The 19350-nt window shown below is 31.4% G+C and carries 17 protein-coding genes; all 17 read right to left on the reverse strand.

The annotated features are described in order from the left end of the window. Positions 1–129: 129 nt before the first annotated feature. Positions 130–1464, reverse strand: coding sequence for an oligosaccharide flippase family protein (locus DG435_RS16825; RefSeq protein WP_106793794.1), 1335 nt, complete (start codon positions 1462–1464; stop codon positions 130–132). Next, positions 1452–2630 carry a hypothetical protein gene (locus tag DG435_RS16830; RefSeq protein ID WP_106793793.1) on the reverse strand — a complete coding sequence of 393 codons (1179 nt, stop codon included), beginning with the start codon at positions 2628–2630 and terminating at the stop codon, positions 1452–1454. Before DG435_RS16830 ends, DG435_RS16825 begins: the two co-directional genes overlap by 13 nt. Before the next feature lie 13 nt (positions 2631–2643). Continuing rightward, positions 2644–3408: an AglZ/HisF2 family acetamidino modification protein gene (locus DG435_RS16835; protein WP_106793792.1), complete on the reverse strand. Its 765-nt coding sequence runs from the start codon at positions 3406–3408 to the stop codon at positions 2644–2646. Positions 3409–3410: 2 nt separating this feature from the next. Further along, positions 3411–4022, reverse strand: a complete 612-nt coding sequence (hisH, locus tag DG435_RS16840; protein WP_106793791.1) for an imidazole glycerol phosphate synthase subunit HisH — start codon at positions 4020–4022, stop codon at positions 3411–3413. Further along, entirely contained in the window at positions 4023–5201 is a 1179-nt protein-coding gene (locus tag DG435_RS16845; protein WP_106793790.1) for an N-acetyl sugar amidotransferase, read from the reverse strand. Positions 5202–5203: 2 nt separating this feature from the next. After that, entirely contained in the window at positions 5204–5707 is a 504-nt protein-coding gene (locus DG435_RS16850) for a DapH/DapD/GlmU-related protein (RefSeq protein WP_106793789.1), read from the reverse strand. Then, positions 5688–7589, reverse strand: coding sequence for an asparagine synthase (glutamine-hydrolyzing) (gene asnB, locus DG435_RS16855; RefSeq protein ID WP_106793788.1), 1902 nt, complete (start codon positions 7587–7589; stop codon positions 5688–5690). Before asnB ends, DG435_RS16850 begins: the two co-directional genes overlap by 20 nt. Positions 7590–7592: 3 nt before the next feature. Then, positions 7593–9611, reverse strand: a complete 2019-nt coding sequence (locus DG435_RS16860) for an acyltransferase family protein (protein WP_106793787.1) — start codon at positions 9609–9611, stop codon at positions 7593–7595. A gap of 19 nt (positions 9612–9630) precedes the next feature. Then, entirely contained in the window at positions 9631–10773 is a 1143-nt protein-coding gene (locus DG435_RS16865; RefSeq protein ID WP_106793786.1) for a DegT/DnrJ/EryC1/StrS aminotransferase family protein, read from the reverse strand. Positions 10774–10819: 46 nt separating this feature from the next. After that, positions 10820–12022, reverse strand: coding sequence for an L-2-hydroxyglutarate oxidase (gene lhgO, locus DG435_RS16870; protein WP_106793785.1), 1203 nt, complete (start codon positions 12020–12022; stop codon positions 10820–10822). After that, complete coding sequence (locus DG435_RS16875; protein WP_106793784.1) at positions 12022–13005, reverse strand: NAD-dependent epimerase/dehydratase family protein; 984 nt, start codon at positions 13003–13005, stop codon at positions 12022–12024. Before DG435_RS16875 ends, lhgO begins: the two co-directional genes overlap by 1 nt. Positions 13006–13019: 14 nt before the next feature. After that, positions 13020–13994 (reverse strand): Gfo/Idh/MocA family protein, encoded by a 975-nt coding sequence (locus DG435_RS16880; protein WP_106793783.1) that lies wholly within the window; start codon positions 13992–13994, stop codon positions 13020–13022. 226 nt (positions 13995–14220) lie between these two features. After that, on the reverse strand, positions 14221–14802 hold the full coding sequence (locus DG435_RS16885; RefSeq protein WP_106793782.1) for an acyltransferase: 582 nt from the start codon (positions 14800–14802) through the stop codon (positions 14221–14223). A gap of 70 nt (positions 14803–14872) precedes the next feature. Beyond that, positions 14873–16099: a UDP-N-acetyl-D-mannosamine dehydrogenase gene (gene wecC / locus DG435_RS16890; protein WP_106793797.1), complete on the reverse strand. Its 1227-nt coding sequence runs from the start codon at positions 16097–16099 to the stop codon at positions 14873–14875. A 2-nt stretch (positions 16100–16101) separates the two neighbouring features. After that, positions 16102–17226 (reverse strand): non-hydrolyzing UDP-N-acetylglucosamine 2-epimerase, encoded by a 1125-nt coding sequence (gene wecB / locus DG435_RS16895; RefSeq protein ID WP_106793796.1) that lies wholly within the window; start codon positions 17224–17226, stop codon positions 16102–16104. Then, on the reverse strand, positions 17223–18095 hold the full coding sequence (gene rfbD / locus DG435_RS16900; RefSeq protein WP_106793781.1) for a dTDP-4-dehydrorhamnose reductase: 873 nt from the start codon (positions 18093–18095) through the stop codon (positions 17223–17225). Before rfbD ends, wecB begins: the two co-directional genes overlap by 4 nt. 17 nt (positions 18096–18112) lie before the next feature. Further along, entirely contained in the window at positions 18113–19153 is a 1041-nt protein-coding gene (locus tag DG435_RS16905; protein WP_106793780.1) for a hypothetical protein, read from the reverse strand. Positions 19154–19350: the final 197 nt, after the last annotated feature.

Genomic DNA, 19350 nt, shown 5'->3' on the forward strand with positions numbered 1-19350 from the left:
CTACTGATCACGTATCGCCTATTTATGTAACTCAAAAGCAAAAAATGATTTCCTTTTTTAATAATTTTTATTCAATTATAGCTTAGGGTATATCTTTTTATCGTTAATCGGCAAAAATACAATATTCTATTATTTGAGTGTAATATTAAATTGAATTAAAAACATACTCGATATAAATAGAATAGAATATACTGCAATCATCATTCTCATGTTATAGTTAAATTCATAGAGTTTTTCTGAAAAAAAGGTATATAATATTGCTGAAAATATTGAAGCAATTAATGTTGACATAATAATTGCCGAAAACCCTAAATAAGGCATTAAAATATAAGAAAGCACAAAATTTATTACAACACCCGACAACGTAATTATAGAAATATATGGAGTTTTCCTTTTAATAGTGTATCCAAAACCATTGATCGACATACCTCCAAAAATAATTATGGCCAAAAAAATTGCAGGAAGAAGGTTACTATACTCAAGGTAATTTTCTGCATTCTTACCTCCCAGAATATTGATTAAAAGAGATTTTACGAAGAAAATAACGAAGAATAATGGAATTAATAACAGATTAAAATAATCGAAAACCTTTTTATTATAGGCCTTCCCTTCTTCTGTATTATAATTATTGTACATAACTGGCAAAAACCCTTTAGAAATTATTCCTAACAATAAATTTCCTATCTGGGCAATTCTATATAGTAATGCATATAGACCAACAAAATACAAATCACCTATTAAAGTTACAATAATTATTCTGTCACTAAAAGCTATTAAATAATTTGACAAATACGTTGGGATAAATGGAATCGAAATCTGCAATAATTCTTTCAGTTTATCTTGTCCTTCTTTAAGCTTCTCAAATATGAAATATTCTTTGACAATAAATAAAGAAATCAACATACCTATCAGATTTCCAAGAGTCATTCCCAGGAAAATACTATCTATTTGCTTTTGCTCTTTAAAAAAGACAAATAAGAAAGCCATTACAATACCAAGTGAGGAAGAAATAAAGTTAACAAATGAAGCTTGTTTAGCTTTACCTAACCATCTGATAAAATTAAAAATTGATGCCGAAATATAAGTTGTAAAGACATACCCTATAAGTAAAAGGAATTCAGTAAAAGAAAAAAAGTTATAGTTATAATTAATAAAGTAACCAAAAGACGATAATACCATTAATACCAAAAAAGATATACCTAGTGATCTTGTAAATAAATACCCCAATAACTTTTTGTTATCTTTATTATCTACAATAATAATAGCAAATCCAGAATCAAATCCTAATCCGATTAATAAGGAAATAAAACTGGCAGCAACCAAAAACAAATCATATCTCCCAAACTCTTCGACCGTAAAAAAGGTATTTATAAATGGTATTATTAAAAACCCAATAATTTTACTACCAGAAACACCTATAAAATAGTAAATAGTATCTGTGATACTTTTTTTTAACAATCCCATTTTAAAATATCAAGTATTTTGTTAATTGGTCTCTTAATCAAATAAACATCAAACCAATCAAAGCCGTGTTGAGTTACTTTATCAACATCTATTTCATTATTTGCACAAGAACATAGTATTCCTTTAATTGTTTGAGGACTATCCGCATAACACATAGGATACAACTCATCATAATATTCTTTATACTGATCATCTATCCTCTTATGAATAATCAATTTTTTTAAAGCCAATGCTTCATATATTATACCATAAGAAAAATAGCTATGGTATAACTCCCCAACCACAATGTCAGACATGCTAAGTGCCATCATTACATCTTTTCTTAGAGATTTTGGTATCCAGGTAACATGATCTTCTATTTCTAACTCTTTTATCAAATCTTTACTATGCTGTACATCAACTCCGTATTCAAACGTGATTATATGAAAATTCGATTTGTTTCCTGTCTCGTTAATGAATTCTTTTAAACCCCTAAAAAGATAATCATTCGCTTTAATACTTAATTCGCTGGTAGTTGTTTTCCAATAGTGCCTTGAACTATGAAAAATAATCTGATTCTTATGTAGTTTAATCTTTTGAATTGTCTTAATAATCTCAGATTTTTCTCTTTCTTTATAAAAGGAATCACTATAAAGCTCTTTATAATATAGCATAGGAACTCCTTCATTAAAAACATTTGCATCAGGAGCTACTTTTTTTAGGAAATCTTCCAAAAGTCCTCCTGTAGGTGCCATAAAAATATGTTTTGCTTCTCGAATGCCTTTCTTTTGAGATTTTGCACTCGACCATTTGGCCCATAATAAACTTGGTTTAACGATTTTAAAAAAAGGAAGATCGTATAGATCGGCTCCATAAGGTATATAAACATCTAACGTTAAACCCGCCTTATGGAAAAAAGCTGGAGTAGTCCCACAACCAATGGTAAGGTCATATTGACTAAATTTTTTTTTTACTTCTTTAAAACTTTTTGAATCGAAAGTATCTAATCCACCCCAATCTAACTGAAATGTATAGCTCTTCCAATCATCGGCAAAAGAATCATCAGAAGGATGAAAATAATCACTCTGAAGTAAAAATAAATGGGCATCGATACCTTCATCACGAAGATATCTACAAAAAGCACTAAAATTATTATTCATATTGCCAATCAACGCCACTTTTCTCATCTATATTCCTTTCTTATTTCTCTAATGCTTTTGTTAATTTACTTCTATCTGGAAAGTTGACCAAAACTCCCATTCCTTTATTTTGATAAACGACCATACTACCCAGACAAACTGCTGAAGCATGTCCTTCATTCACAGCTTTTTTTATATCATCAATAGAAGATGCTCCTCCATTAGCAATTACAGGTATATCTACTGCATTTGATACTCGTTCAATTAAATTTGTATCAAATCCTTTCCAAGTTCCTTCCTGATGTATTGCTGTTAAAATAATTTCTCCTGCACCCAATTCTTCTAGGTTTTTTGCCCAATCCACAACATCAATTTTTTGCTTTTTCTTACCAGAGTTTGAATACACTTTATATTTTCCAAACTTGTTTTTCTTGACATCTATTGACACTACTACGGCTTGATTACCAAAGTGCTTTGCTAATTGAGTAATAAACTTTGGGTTTTCAAAAGCATAAGAATTTATAATCACCTTTTCTATGCCTATTTCAAAGAGTTTTTTGGCAGAATCAAAATCTCGTATACCTCCTCCATAGGCTAATGGCATAAAACATTCATTGGCTAATTCTGAAAGTATTTTAAAATCTGGTTGTTTATTTTTATTAGTAGCTGTTATATCTAAAACTGTTAATTCATCTACTTCAAGCTCATTAAAAATACGGGCAGTATTTACGGGGTCTCCTATATAACTAGGTTTTTTAAAATTAACCGTTTTTACTAAGCTATCGTCTTTTAATAATAGACAAGGAATTACTCTGGTTAATAGCATAATTATAGTTTAGCAAAGTTTTCAAACAATTTCATACCAAATTTATGGCTTTTTTCAGGGTGAAACTGAGCTCCATATACATTCTCACAATGTATAGCAGAATCAAACTCAATTCCATATTGAGTTTTAAGTATAGAATTCTCTTGATTTTCTACTTCTACGTAATAGGAATGAACAAAATAAAACCGGGACTCTTCAGGTAGGTTATTTGTTAGTTTATTTGATGTAGTTGTAAAAACTCTATTCCAACCCATATGTGGAACTTTTAGTTTTTCTTCCTTTTTAAATTGAAATTTTTTTGTGCGTGCTTTAATCCATCCTAAGCCTTTTTCTTTTCCTTCTTCACTACTCAACGTAAGTAATTGCATTCCCAAACATATACCTAATACAGGTACTTTTTCTTCTAAAGCTTTATAATCCAGAATTTCTCTTAATCCAGAGTCATTAATCCTTTTCATGGCATTATCATATGCTCCTACGCCGGGCAATAAGATTTTTTCGGCAACTTTAATTTCATCTAAATCAGAGGTGATTTTTGAAGTTACCCCTATTTTTTTAAACATGTTAAAAACAGAGCCGAGATTGCCCATTCCGTAATCTACAATTGTAATCATTTATTTATTCAGTTTAGCAGGAAAACAGTATTTTAAATAAAAGCTCATAGGCACCAGGTTTGCCTTAGCCAAAGCAAGAAATAATGGTCTTAGCCTTTCAAATCTTTTTTTGTATGTTGGAAATTCATACCAAGACTTTGTAGGAGCATTCATTATATCCTCAAATTCTTTATCAGTTAATGCTAGTCTTTTCTTAAAATATTCCAACAAATCATCTTCTAGATGTGGTTCGGTATTATATTCTTTCCATGCTTCTTCTCTGGTTAATTTACCCAATCGAACTCTTGCAGAAAGTGTATTATTTCTAAAATCAGTATTAAATTTTCGAGGCATATAAAAACTATGATAAAATGCTGTCATTCTATTTTCCAGATGATGCCCTCCATAATATTTCCAATCATATTCTTTTTCCAAAAATGCTCTAGCCTCTTCTTTATTATAGTCAAGGTACCAAAACGGTCTAATTTTCTTTATTCTTTTGAAAATAGTCCAATACAAAAATCTAGAAAAAGTCATTAGAGGATATGTCTTAATAGGCATAGTACCATATTTTTTATGGATTGACTTTATGTATTTACCGTCAAAATAATTCCTTCCAACAGGTGTAATTCCTTCTGTTACAAACGAATGTCCTTCAAAGATGTATTTAACACGATATTTTGCAGCAGCCCTATACATGGTTTCTGCCAAAGCCAAATCTGTAGATGCCTCTATTTCTGCTACACCGGCTTTAAAAAATGCCTTAAATATATCATCAGCTTCTTTATTATCTGTTACATGTGTGTATAGATCAATATCTAAAGCTGTTAATACTTTTCTTATATTTTCTGTTGCTATTGCACTATTCCAGGTATTATCATAATGTACAGCCAATGGTCTTAATCCCCATTTTTTTGTTAAATACAACATATAGGAAGAATCTGTTCCTCCACTTACACCAACTACACAATCATATTTTTTCCCCTTCCCGGATTTTTTAATCTCTTCTACAATTGCATCTAAGTCATTTTTTCCTTTTGATTCACCTGTGCTATATTGTAATTTTAAACTATCTATTTGCTTACAATAGTTACAGACTCCATTTTGATCAAAAGATATCCCATTTACTCTTTCGTCATAAATACATCTACTGCAGATTTTTAGCGTTGTCTTTTCTATATTTGGTTCAAACTTGATCATAATTATAATTGTTTGGCAGGATTACCTCCTATTTTACTTCCTTCTGGAAATGATTTATTTACAAAACTATTAGCACCAACAACGGTTCCTTTTCCGAGAACAACTCCTTTACTAATAATTGTATTAGGGCCTATATAACAATTGTCTCCTATAGTGGTCCTTTCATAATCGTAACAGGCCTCTCCTCCTGATATTGCCCATTGAACAGAATCATGTGTGTATATCTGTACTCCTGCAGATACTGAGCAATTGTTTCCTATAGTAAGCTTTCCAGAGCCATCCAAAATGGTATACGGTCCTACCCAAGTGTTTTTTCCTATTTTCACTTCTCCCATAACCACAGCACTGTCATAAATGCTTGTTCCTTCACCAAAACCAAGATATTTTGCTTTTTCCCATCTATCGGACAATAATTCTCCAATGGGTAAAACCCTATTATAATCAACTTTCATACTTTCTCTTTTGAAAGCTAATAATTCTTTTAATTTACCTAACAGTTTCTCCATTTAAAAATATTCTACACCACCATTCAAAATTCATAAAAGACCAAATCAATAAACGATGATTAATGTGTTCTTCTATATGTTCTTTTACGATTTTATGAATGTACTCTTTGTTTATGTATTTTGTGCTTATTGTTTTTTCTCCTAATAATAACTCTTGCACATATACTGCATTTTCTCCCCGATACCAACTCTCATCAGGGGCAGAAAATCCTTGTTTCTTTCTATTTATAATGGTATCCGGAATAAAATCCAGCATGGCTTTTCTTAATACATTCTTTCCGTCATCATATTCTCTATACGATAGTGTTTTCTTTTCGTTAGATAGTTTATTTTCATCTATCTGTGCTATTTCTTTTGAAAGATTCCCCAGTTTGTGTTTGACAGGAACTTTCATAGCAAAATCAACTAAATCGTTATCCATAAACGGAAAACGTTCTTCCAAACCATGCGCCATTGCCAATTTATCTCCTACTAAAAAGAGTCCTGGCAAAAAGGTTTTTATCTCAAAATAAAGTGAATTGTTAATATGCTGCTCAGGTGTATCGTATTTTAATTTTTCATTAAAAGTAAACACTTTTTCAAACACTTTTCTAGGCTCATCAATATCAATCTTTTCAAATACTTCTCTAGTAAAAAGGTTTTCTTTTTCGGTATCCGGTACTAAGCGCTGCCAAAAATCATAATATTGGTCAAAAAATTCTTGCTGATCCAAAGCATCAAAAACTTTATAATACCTCCACGGATATCCACCAAATAATTCATCACCGCCTGTACCTTGTAAACAAACTTTTACAAATTTTGATGCCAACCTTGAAATATAATAATTAGGATATGACATTCCTACTCTTAAATCCTCTAAATGATATACTAACTTAGGCAATGACCAACGCAGATCTCCTGCATTCATAACTTGCTCAAAATGCTCAGTCTTAAAATGGTTCGCCATTAACTCTGCATCACGGCGTTCATCAAAATTTGCTTCTCTTCCTGTTACTTCACTCATATCAAAGCCACAAGTAAACGTTGACAGCCTCTCTACCTGTTCTGAAGCTACCGCAGTAATGGAACCCGAATCCATTCCACCGGACAAATATGATCCAACAGGTACATCTGCGATCATTTGTCTTGTTACAGCTTGTTTAAAAAGTTTTTTTGTTTCTGATGTTGCATGTTCAAAAGACATACTCTCATCCGTCTTTGTGAAATCATAATCCCACCAGGAGTTATGTTTTACATAGGTCGAATCCTTATTTATTTTTACTGTATTTGCAGGAGGTAACATAGTTACACCCATAAACAAGGTATTATAGGAAAATACGTTTTGAAATGTAAAATACTCGTTTAAAGCTTTTAGGTCAACATCTATTTTATAATCTGAATGTTTTATAATCGCTTTTATTTCGCTAGAAAAGCAAAGTGTTTCTCCATTAAACCAATAATAAAGAGGTTTTATTCCAAATCTATCCCTGCTTAGATACAATTCTTCTTCTTGTGTATCCCATGCTGCAATGGCGAACATCCCATTTAATCGTTCAAAGAATGATGTACCATAGGCAGATAATCCTTCACAAATTACCTCAGTATCCGTTTCAGAAACAAACGTATGTCCTTTTGTTTTAAGTTCTTGTTTTAACTCAGAAAAATTATAAATACACCCATTAAAAACTACAATCCATCTTCCTTCTTTAGAGCCCATGGGTTGAGCCCCCTTATCAGATGTATCAAGGATGGCAAGTCTCTTATGAGCCAAGCCTATGTTCTTTTTCACATAGTACCCTTGGCCATCTGGTCCTCTATGTGCAATTTGAGATGTCATCGTTTTTAATTCGTCTCTATATACAGCTTCTTCATTTATATTAAAAACACCAACTATTCCGCACATATATTATAATTCTAAAATTCTTAAAATTTCTTTTTCGTAATATTCTACAAATTTCAACGATCCTTCTTTTGACAAATGAGAACCATCACTATAGTATATCTTTCCATTTTCAAATTGTATACATTTTTCATTTTCACAAAAAACGTTTACAGGGTCTAAAAAGTAGATATTATTATTCTCATCCGCATAATTCTTAAGATATCCATTTGTTTTTAAACTAATACTATCTTGTCGATAAAAGGACTTTACAGGGGAAAAATATTGTAAATACTTAGGTTTAAAAAGTGACTTATGAATGGGCACTTTTGAAAAAGGCTTAGGAACATTTCCAATGATTATCATGTCTCTGTTTCCTATCAATTTATGGAATTTTTTGATTTTATTGATAACCATTTCATAACCCTTTTCTGAAATATTAATATCCTCAAAAACACCTAAAGAGTCATTTAAAACCTTATTTACTTCCATCTGAAAATACCAATCGTGACTTATAATGGGTACAGCATTAGGATTTAAATTTAATAATTCTAAAGCATAATTCACTCTTTTTTTTTGAGTAGCTTCACTTCCTTTTCTTTCGAAATCTGGTAACACAAAACCTGAAACATTAGAAACAACAATAGATTTTCCGTTGTTTTTATTGATATTATTAATTAAACCATAAGAATAATGCCTTGCATGGCTATCCCCCATTAATACAAAATCTGTATGATTACCACTTCCTTTACCCAGAAAACCAATTTTAGGTAAATCAGCACCTCCATAATTATTTTTATGAAATTCATCAGGATTCTTTAATTTTTGAGCAAGTTCAATATTAGCATCCGGAACTCTCCAAACCCATCCATTCTTATTAATTACATCATTTCTAATAATCACTATTAATAAAACACATCCTATCATAAGATAAACTAGTGAAGCATCTTTTTTAATTGAAATTCTATATGATTTATATCGTAATGGAGTTTCATAATACTTAAACACAATAAGAGAGACAAGTAATGATACAAAAAATAAAAATGATTGATCAATTATATCCAACTCTCTTTCTATAATGTATTTATAAAAAACAATAATCGGCCAATGAAATAAGTACCAGGTATAGCTAATATTTCCAATCTTTTTTAACCATTTGTTTTCAAAAAGGGGTCGAGATAAATTTGTTTTACCAATAACAATTAGAATCGCTACTCCAATACATGGAATTATATTTAATGTACTTAAAAAAGGGGTGTCTTTTGAAAAAAATATTGATGGTAATAGCAATAAAGTAATCCCCATAATCAGAACAACTTCTTTAACTATGTTTGATTTAATCTTTAAAGGAAACATCCAGACTATACTCGCCCCAATTAAAAATTCAAAAATCCTAAAGGGTAAAAGAAAAAACTGAAATGCATTTTGATCTTTATAAAAATCTGTGTTTTCTGTAAATAATGTGGTTAAAAACTTTGGTTCTCCATAGTAATTTACCAAAACTGTTATTACTAAACTAGATAGCAATAAAAATAGAATCACACCTCTACTACTTATCTTATCTTTAATTTTCAGAATCAATAGTAGTGATATAGGCCATATCAAATAAAATTGTTCTTCTATACCTAATGACCAGGTATGTAATAAAGGTTTTAGACTTGCTGAAATATCGAAGTATCCTGCTTCACCTAAAAAGAAAAAATTAGAAACCGCCAATGAAGACATTAGCATTACTTTACAAAGACGTATAAAATCTGCTGGTGCAAAGATTAAAAAGCTCATTATGAATACCACAAAAAGCATTAGAAACAATGAAGGAAGTAAGCGTCTCGCTCTCCTACTATAAAAGTTCTTAAAACTAACAGTATTCGTTATTTCATATTCGTGTTTTAAAATTCTAGTAATTAAAAACCCGCTAATTACAAAAAACACATCAACTCCTATAAAACCGCCTTTTACAAAATTAAAATCAAGATGAAACAGTATTACTAATAGCACTGCAATAGCTCTAAGTACATCAATGTGATCTATATAACTAAGCTTCATTTATTATCTTTGAAAATAACTATAGCGACAAAATTGTTTGCACAACATACTTATAATCTTCCTCGGTCATTCTATTATGCAATGGAATTGCCATTGAGGCATCATTTGCCAATTTAGCTCCAGGGAATTCATCTGGTTGTATGTCATATTTTTCAGCATAAAAATTAAGCATATGAACTGCATGTGTTCCCGGGCGAGTAGATATACCTTGTTCTTGCAGTTTTTCCATAATAGTATTCCTACTAAATGGCGCTTTTTCTTCGTCTATTAAAGTTACAAAACTCTGCCAACCATGTTTAAAATCTGAAGAAATCTCTGGTAGTTTTATCCATTCGATACCTGCTAATTCTTTTTTATAAAAATCAGCCCATTTTTGACGTTCGTTTATAAAAAGATCAATTTTAGATAATTGAACTACTCCAACCGCACCTTGTAAATCAGTCATTCTATAATTATACCCCATCATATTAAAATCTGGAAGAATGAATGGTTTTGGCCCATGATGACGTTGCTCTTCTGATATGGATGCTCCATGATTTCTAAGCATTCCCATCTTTTCTCCTAATGCATCATTATTTGTTGTAACCATTCCTCCTTCTCCAGTTGTAATAGATTTTCTGGGATGAAATGAAAAACAACCAATATCTCCAAGTCCACCAGCAGGAATACCTTTATATGCAGCACCTGCAGCACAGGCTCCATCTTCAATTAATGGAATATCACCTGAAACTTCTTTTATAGCATCCATATCCGCACAAAGGCCAAATAAATGGACTATCATTATAGCTTTGGTTTTTGGAGAAATTTTATTTTTTAATTTAACCGGATCGATATTAAAAGTAGCTGGATCAATATCACAAAAGATTACTTTGGCTCCTTGATAAAGAACTACATTTGCAGTAGAAACCCATGTAAACGCAGGCACAATAACCTCATCTCCTTCTTTTATATCTAATGCAGCTAAAGCCAAATGAAGTGCTGTAGTAGCACTGGTAACAGCGATAGCATGATTAACTTTATGTCGTTTTGCAAAATCCTGCTCAAATTGCCTAACCTTGGGTCCAGATGTTAACCAACCACTCATTAAAGGTTCTTTGATTGCTTCCCATTCTTCTAACCCTGTAACAGGCAGAGAAATTGGTATATTTCTTTTTTCTATCATGTTTCCTATTTTTTATAGATATAATAGTATCTATTATGGCTAATACTTATTTTAATTCTTCTAGATATTGATCTATGATATATTTTGCTATTGCTAATGAAGATGTAGCTCCAGGGCTTGGAGCATTTAACACATGAACCTGTCTGTCTTTTCTTATAATATTAAAATCCATCAACAACTCTCCTTTTGTTGATATTGCCTGCGCTCTTACACCAGCATTCCCTTTAACAAACATATCATTGGTTACTTCTGGGATCATTTTTCTTGCTTTATCAATAAACGCCGATGAAGACATAGAGGATTTAAGTTCTCCCATTGAAAATGCAAAATTATTTTTCATAAATCGTATTAACCCAGGATAAGTCAATGATTCAAATGTTTCTTTTGCAGAAAAACTAAATGTATTATATCCTTCTCGTTTAAATGCAAAAACCGCATTAGGCCCCACTTCTCTTTGACCATCAATAAGTCTAGTGAAATGAACTCCTAAAAAAGGATATTTAGCATCTGGTACAGGGTAAACTAAATGGTTAACAATGTGATTCAGTTCTGGTTTAAACATCAAATACTCCCCTCTAAACGGAACTATTTTTAATGGAGAGGATTCTTTTGTTAATTTATTAAATGTATGATCACTATAGAGTCCTGCACAACTGACAAGATAGTCATATGCTACTTCTTTTTTATCCGTAATTAATACGACACCTTTATCATTAGAACTTTTAACTTTTTCGATTTTGGTATCTGTACAAATTTCTCCTCCATTTTGTTTAATAAGGTCAACAAGCTTCAACATTACCGCTTTATAACTTACAATACCTTCTTCTGGTACCAGAAGAGCTTTTTTTGCCCTAACATAGGGTTCTCTTTTTTGAAGTTCGTCATTATTGAGGTACTTCAATCCTTCCAGCCCATTTTTATGACCTCTTTTAGCTAATGCTTCAAGTGATTTTTCTTCTTCTGCCGTTGTTGCAACTACAACCTTTCCGCAGATATCATGAGAAATATCATGTTCTCGGCAAAAAGAAACCATTTCTCTAATACCCTGAACGGACAAAAGAGATTTTAAAGATCCCGGTTTATAATATAATCCACAATGCAATACTCCACTATTTCGACCAGATTGATGTTGCCCTACATTTTTTTCTTTCTCATAAACTGTTACCGAACTAACTGTTTTTAATTGAGAAAGTTTGTGCGCAATTGCCAAACCTATTATTCCTCCTCCTACTATTGCAATTTTAGACATTACTTTGGGGAATCAATTCCTTCACTAATTCTCCAATCTATCAGTTTTTGTAGTCCTTCTTTTAGTGAATATTTATATTTGAATTTAATTTCTTTTTCTGCTTTTTCTTTTGATCCAATTCTATTTTGAACAAGTGCTCTGGCATCATCCGCAGAATAAGGTATATATTTAACAGACAAAGAAGATTTTTTTAGCTCTAAAATAGTATCACATAACTCTCGAATAGAAGTTTGTACTTCTGTTCCTACATTATAATTACCAATTTTTATATCAGATTCTAATGCTGCTATATTTGCTCTGGCTACATCTTCTGCATATATAAAATCGTACGCCTGACTACCATCTCCATTAATGACCGGTTGCTCTCCTGCTTCTATTTTATTTAGCATAATCGGCACTACTCCACTATACACTGCATGTTGATCTTGCCCTGGGCCATAAACATTCATATAGCGTAGTCCTATTACTTCTAATCCATACCTGTCATTAAACGCTGTAGCCATTGCTTCTCCAGCAATTTTTGTAGCTCCGTAAAAATTCTTATTATTAAAAGGATGATCTTCTGTCATAGGAACTTCAATCGCATCGCCATATACTGATGCTGACGAAGAAGAAACTAACTTTTTTATTTTATTTTTAACACATGCTTCTAATACATTAAATGTTCCAGCAACATTTACATCAAATGCGGTTCTAGGATAATCTTTACAATGTAATAACCACATTGCAGCCAAATGAAATACATAATCCATTCCCTGCATTGCAGTGTCAAGAATATCTATTTCTCTTACATCTCCTCCATATGGATATACAGAACACCTTGAATCTTCTAAACTTTCTGCTATGTTTTCTTTTTTTCCACGAGCAAAATTATCATAGATGACAACTTCTTTTACGTCATGCTTTAATAATTCCTTTACAACAAAACCTCCTATAAATCCTGCTCCACCAATGACTAATACTTTTGAACCTTCTAGTTTCATTTATTTATATTTTTTTAATTGTATAATTTTCCAAATGGATGCCTTGATAATTCTTTTTTTGCTAAAGGATGATATTCTCCTTTTAATCCAACAGGATCAGAATTACGGATATCGTGAACAATTTCTATGGCTTGTCTTGCCGCATCCAACCCATATCCTTTACCAGATATTATGTCTTTATATACTTGAGTATGTAAATCTGTAAAACCATCACTGAATTCTAATTCTTCTCCTTCAATTTTTATGGATCTAAATGTTCTTTGCCCTTTCTCTTTTATTTCTTCTGGAAGCACATCATAATTTATAGACAAAAACCATCGCACCCTTGCTCTTTCAAATTCTAGATATCCAGATGCTCTATCATGCGTATGCACATGAACCACATTTTTCTTCACATCACCAAAAATCCAAGAAAGCATATCATAGAAATGTACCCCAATATTTGTTGCAATACCTCCCGATTTTGAAATATCTCCTTTCCAAGAAGTATAGTACCATTTTCCCCTAGATGTCAAATATGTTAAATCAACATCAAAGATTTTATCTTTTGGGGCAGCTTCTATTTTCTTTTTTAAATCAATTATACTTTTATGGACTCTTAACTGTAAAATATTCCAAATCTTTTGGCCTGTCTCTTGTTCTACTTTTAGAAGAGAGTCTATATTCCAAGGATTTAGTACTAAAGGTTTTTCACATATTGCATCTGCTTGCTGTCGTAAAGCGAAACGAATATGTGCATCATGTAAATAATTTGGGGTACAAACACTCACATAATCTAATTTTGAGTCTTTATATCGTAATTTTTCTATATGCCTGTCAAATCGTTCAAATTCAACAAAAAAATCAGCTTCGGGAAAATAACTGTCAATAATCCCAACACTATCAAATTTATCTAATGCAGCTATCAAATTATTACCTGTATCTCTAATAGCTTTTAAGTGCCTAGGAGCAATGTATCCAGAAGCTCCAACTAAAGCAAAATTCTTCATAATAAACGTTTTAACACTTTGCCATGTGCTTATTTTCTTTAATCCATACTACCTGTATATTCATAATTTCATTATCCTTTTTCATATACAGGTAATTTTTTGCAAATGTAATGGTTTTGGATAATGTATTGTTTGGGATCTCTTTTTATTTTGACCTTTATTTTATAACATAAATTTCTTATCGATACTCTTTTCTAACCAAAGTTTTGAATAAAAATTTATCCCCTTATTTTATTCGTTTAATCGTATCGTTTTCTAACAAATACTCTTGCTGACTTTCGCTACAAACAGCAGTATTGTTTTTGTTAAATTCGAGTCTGTGGCCATATTCACTAACCCATCCTATTTGTTTTGCAGGGTTACCTACCAATAAAGCGTAAGGTTTAACAGGTTTTGTTACAACAGATCCTGCACCAATTAAGGCATATTCACCGATATCATTCCCACAAACAATTGTCGCGTTAGCACCAATTGACGCCCCTTTTTTCACTATGGTTTGCGAATATTGTCCTCTTCTATTTACCGCACTTCTAGGATTTATTACATTTGTAAATACCATTGAAGGGCCAAGAAAAACATCATCTTCGCATATCACTCCGGTATAAATTGAAACATTATTTTGGACTTTAACATTGCATCCTAGTATAACCTGGGGTGATACTACAACATTTTGGCCAATATTACAGGATTCTCCAATCTTACAGTTAGACATTATATGTGAAAAATGCCATATTTTAGTATTGTCACCAATATCACAATTCTCATCTATTACTGCTGTATCGTGAGCATGATATTTTTTATTACCCATATATTAAAGTCTATTAATTATTATTTCCTTTGAGAAAAATTGACACAAGTGAATAAATCATTTACTGATTTTATTCTCTTTGTTCTTTAATGATTCCGCAAAAGTCTAATATTTTTTTATCTTTTGCTATATCTAAGTTTTTAAACTCTTTATGTGCTACCAAAAACACTATAATGTCTGATTTCTCAGCTGCTTCTAAGTAGTTAGTAAGCTTAAACACCGTATGGCTTTCTATATTTGGTTCTACTATATAATACTCTTCATTATTAGCGTTTTGCAATACTTTCTGTGCAATATATTTGGCTGGAGATTCCCTTAAATCATCTATGTTTGGTTTGAATGCTAAACCCATTAAAGCTATACTTGGTTTTCTTCCATATTGCAATTCAAATTCAAGTTTAGCAGTTTGTACTTTCTCTGCACACCAAAAAGATTTGTAATTATTTATTTCACGAGCTTTACCGATTATCTGCGATTCCATCGGATAATCAGCAACTATAAAATAAGGGTCTACCGCTATACAATGACCACCGACACCACAACCAGGTTGCAAGATATTAACTCTTGGATGCTTATTCGCCAAATCTATTAGTTCCCATACATTAATATTTGCTTTATCACAAATAAGAGATAATTCGTTGGCAAATGCAATCTGAACATCTCGAGAAGAATTCTCAACCAACTTGCACATTTCTGCTGTTCTGGCATTAGTTTTATGCAAACTACCTTTAATAAATTCTTTGTAAAAACTTACTGCTCTATCTGTTGATTTATCATCAATTCCTCCAATCACTCTATCATTATGTATTAACTCATACATAACATTACCAGGTAATACCCGCTCAGGGCAATATGCAATATTTAGTGTATCTTTTAAATCTGGTCGTTCAGAATAAATTAATTCCATCATCTTTTCTGTTGTTCCAATAGGAGAGGTAGACTCAATTATATATAGATCACCTTTTTTCAACAAAGGAATTATTGCACGTGTAGCAGCTTCTACAAATGAAATATCAGGTTCATTTTTACCCTTAAAGGGAGTAGGAACAACAATTAAATAAACATCTGCTTTTACTGGTTTTGTATCAGCTTTTAGATACCCCTGTGTTACAGCTTCCAAAACTGCCGTATCCAACTCAGGTTCGACAATATGAACTTCTCCTTTATTAATAGTTTCTACTACCTTTGGGTTGATATCAACTCCATGAACATGCACATTATTTTGAGCTATTAAGGCTGCTGTAGGGAGTCCTATATAACCCAAACCAACCATAACAACACTTGGTTTATTTTCCATTTTTAGTTTTTTGATATATAACTTACTATTCTTTGGCAAGCTTTTCCATCTCCGTATGGGTTATGAAGTTTACTCATATTTTGATAAGCTACTTCGTCTTTCAAAAGTTTATTTGCTTTAGAAATTATTCGGTTTTTGTTTGTTCCGACTAAAATTACTGTCCCCGCATCCACCGCTTCAGGTCGTTCTGTTGTATCTCTCATTACTAAGACAGGTTTTCCCAAACTTGGTGCTTCCTCTTGCACTCCTCCACTATCCGTAATAATTAAATAGGATTGATTCATCAGCCATACAAAAGCTGGATAAGAAAGAGGTGAAATTAATTTGATATTATCGATATTATCTAAAAGTCTATATACGGGTTTTTGAACATTTGGATTTAAATGTACCGGATAAATAATTTGAGTATCAGGGTTATCTATAGCTATTTGTTGTAAAGCTTCACAAATATTTATGAATCCTTGGCCATGATTTTCTCTTCTATGCCCTGTAACTAAAATCAATCTTTTATCTATATCAATAACTTTTTTAAGCTGTTTTACCTCTTCATCTTCAAATTTATTATCACTAACCTTGTCAACACTAAATTTTAAGGCATCTATAACCGTATTTCCTGTTATTAATATAGAATCTAAAGATTTATTCTCATTAACAAGATTTTGCTTTGATGTCTCTGTAGGTGAAAAATGAATATTAGATACAACCCCTGTTACACACCTATTCATTTCTTCGGGAAAAGGAGATTTCATATTGAATGTTCTTAATCCCGCCTCGACATGGCAAACTGTAGCTCCAGAATAAAAGGCTGCTATACTTGATGCCATAGTGGTTGTGGTGTCACCATGAATGTACACATAATCTGGACAAAAATCTTCAAGAATTGGTTTTAAACCAATAATAATATCTGCAGTAAGTGTATATAAATTTTGATCAGGTTTCATTAAATTCAGATCGTAATCAGGGTTTATATCGAAAAAAGATAATACCTGATCCAACATTTCTCGATGTTGTGCGGTGATGCAAACTTTAGTTATAAAATTATCTGTGTGTTTTTGGAATTCTTTTACCAATGGTGCCATTTTGATAGCTTCAGGTCTGGTACCAAAAACAATTAGGTTTTTCTTCATTGAATAATTGAATGTAAATTTCTTAATGAATTTTTCCAATTCAAAATTTTGAAATGAAAAGAATTAATACATTTTTCTTTACTTAAAACACTATACTTAGGTCTTTGTGCAAAAGTATGGTAATTATCTATTCTTTTAAGCATTATATCATCAAGTTTACCTAAAACTCTTAAAATTTCCTCAGCAAAATTATACCAAGTCGCCTCACCAAGGTTACTAAAATGATAGAGACCATATTTTTGATTATTATTTATCGCCAAATCGAGGATAAATTTGGCTAGGTCATTTGCATTTGTGGGAGTTCCAATTTCAGAAGTTGTAATGGTCAATTCCTTCTCAGTTTCTGATTTTTTCAAAATAGTTTTAAAAAAATTATGCCCAAATTCAGAGTACAGCCATGAAGTCCTAATGATGAAATATTTCTCCAAAATTTCTTGAATGTATTGTTCTCCAGCTAATTTTGATTTTCCGTACTCATTAATAGGATTTGGAGTATCTTCTTCGATGTAAGGGGTTTCTTTTGAACCATCAAAAACATAATCGGTAGATATATGGATAAATGTAGTATCATATCCTTTACAAATCTGTGCTAGATTTAACACTCCTGTAGCATTAACCAAAAAAGCTTTTTCTGGTTCTTTTTCTGCTTGTTCTACGTTGGTATATGCAGCACAATTCACTACAAATTTGAATGATTTACCCTTAAAAAAATGCTGTATCTCCTCTTTTTTTGTGATATCTAATACTTCAGAATTGGCAAAATACAACTGTAATCCAGGATAGTTTTTCTTAATTTTTTCTATGCATTGTCCTAATTGACCACTCGATCCCGTAATCAAAATATTATTTTTCTCTGATTTTTTTTCCATTTATTGTCTTACCAAATTCATGCACTTAATTTATCATAATTCATTAAATATTTATTTAATGAAATAAGAATTAGGACCAAAAATAAGATAGTAACAAATACTATTGGTACCAATACGATTTTTTTATTAATAAAATCATTTACCAAGGCTCCTTTATTAGGGAATTCTGAAATAATATTAATGGTATTCTTCGTGTTTGCTTTTTCATTATTTAATTCAATTTTTTCGTCTTTTAGTTTCCCGGTCTGATTTAGTAGTTCAATCTCTGATGCCTGATCTGATTGATTTTCTGCCAAGTTAATGTTGGTGGTTCCATCAGGTTTTTGAGCTTCCATGATTTTTATCTTCTTATAAAATGCTTGTAAATCATTGATTTCTTCCTGTTGAGTGCCTATAACTGAATCTTTAAGAGCAATATTGCGCTCGTTAATTTCTTTCTGTAGTCTAAAATACTCATTATTCTCTATTGATGTTACAATTGCTTTCTGGCATTGTTTTGCTATTTCTGGAGAGGTTGCTTCTATTTGTATTCTATGAAATTTTGCATTGATGTCATTAAAGTTTTCTAAATAATACTCATAATCTACTTGTTTTTGAGATATCGAATCTAATCCACTAATGAATTCACTAAACTGTTTTATTCGTTGTGTTTCATCAGAAAACGATTCTATTGTAACTTTTTTAATATATAATGCTTCCTTTTCATTAACCTGTAAGGCTTCGGATAAAGCTTTATTTTCTTGATGTACGGCCAATTGATTATAAAACTCGATATTATTGTATAGTTGTTGAACACTATTAAAATTTGGTTCTATAATCATAGAGGATTTATATATGGGTAATGATCTATGATCTAAATACCCTCCTATTATAAGTCCTATAAATGCGACAGTTGCAAATTTTAGGAAGTGGATTCTTATGAACTTAAGAAATAGGATAAAAAGGTGAAAAAGACTTTTAAAAATAGTATCAATAAACTTAATGCATCTATTAAGAGCATTGCCAATCAGTCTAAATAATTCTCCCAAGTCAATTTCTTCTGGAGTGTTTTCTTTCATCGTCGCAGGTTAATTTGTTTTAAGAAGCAATCATGCTCAAAAAATTGATAAACTTTAAATAAAACTAAAAACATAATATCGTAGATTCAAAATACAGGAGACATATCAAAAAGTCTCTTATTTATTAGAATCAATGAAATATTATTATTTTGACGATAGGGTAGGAAAAACGTCAATTATACAGCACTGGTATTTGT

This window comes from Aquimarina sp. Aq78 (assembly GCF_900299525.1).
Lineage (GTDB): Bacteria > Bacteroidota > Bacteroidia > Flavobacteriales > Flavobacteriaceae > Aquimarina.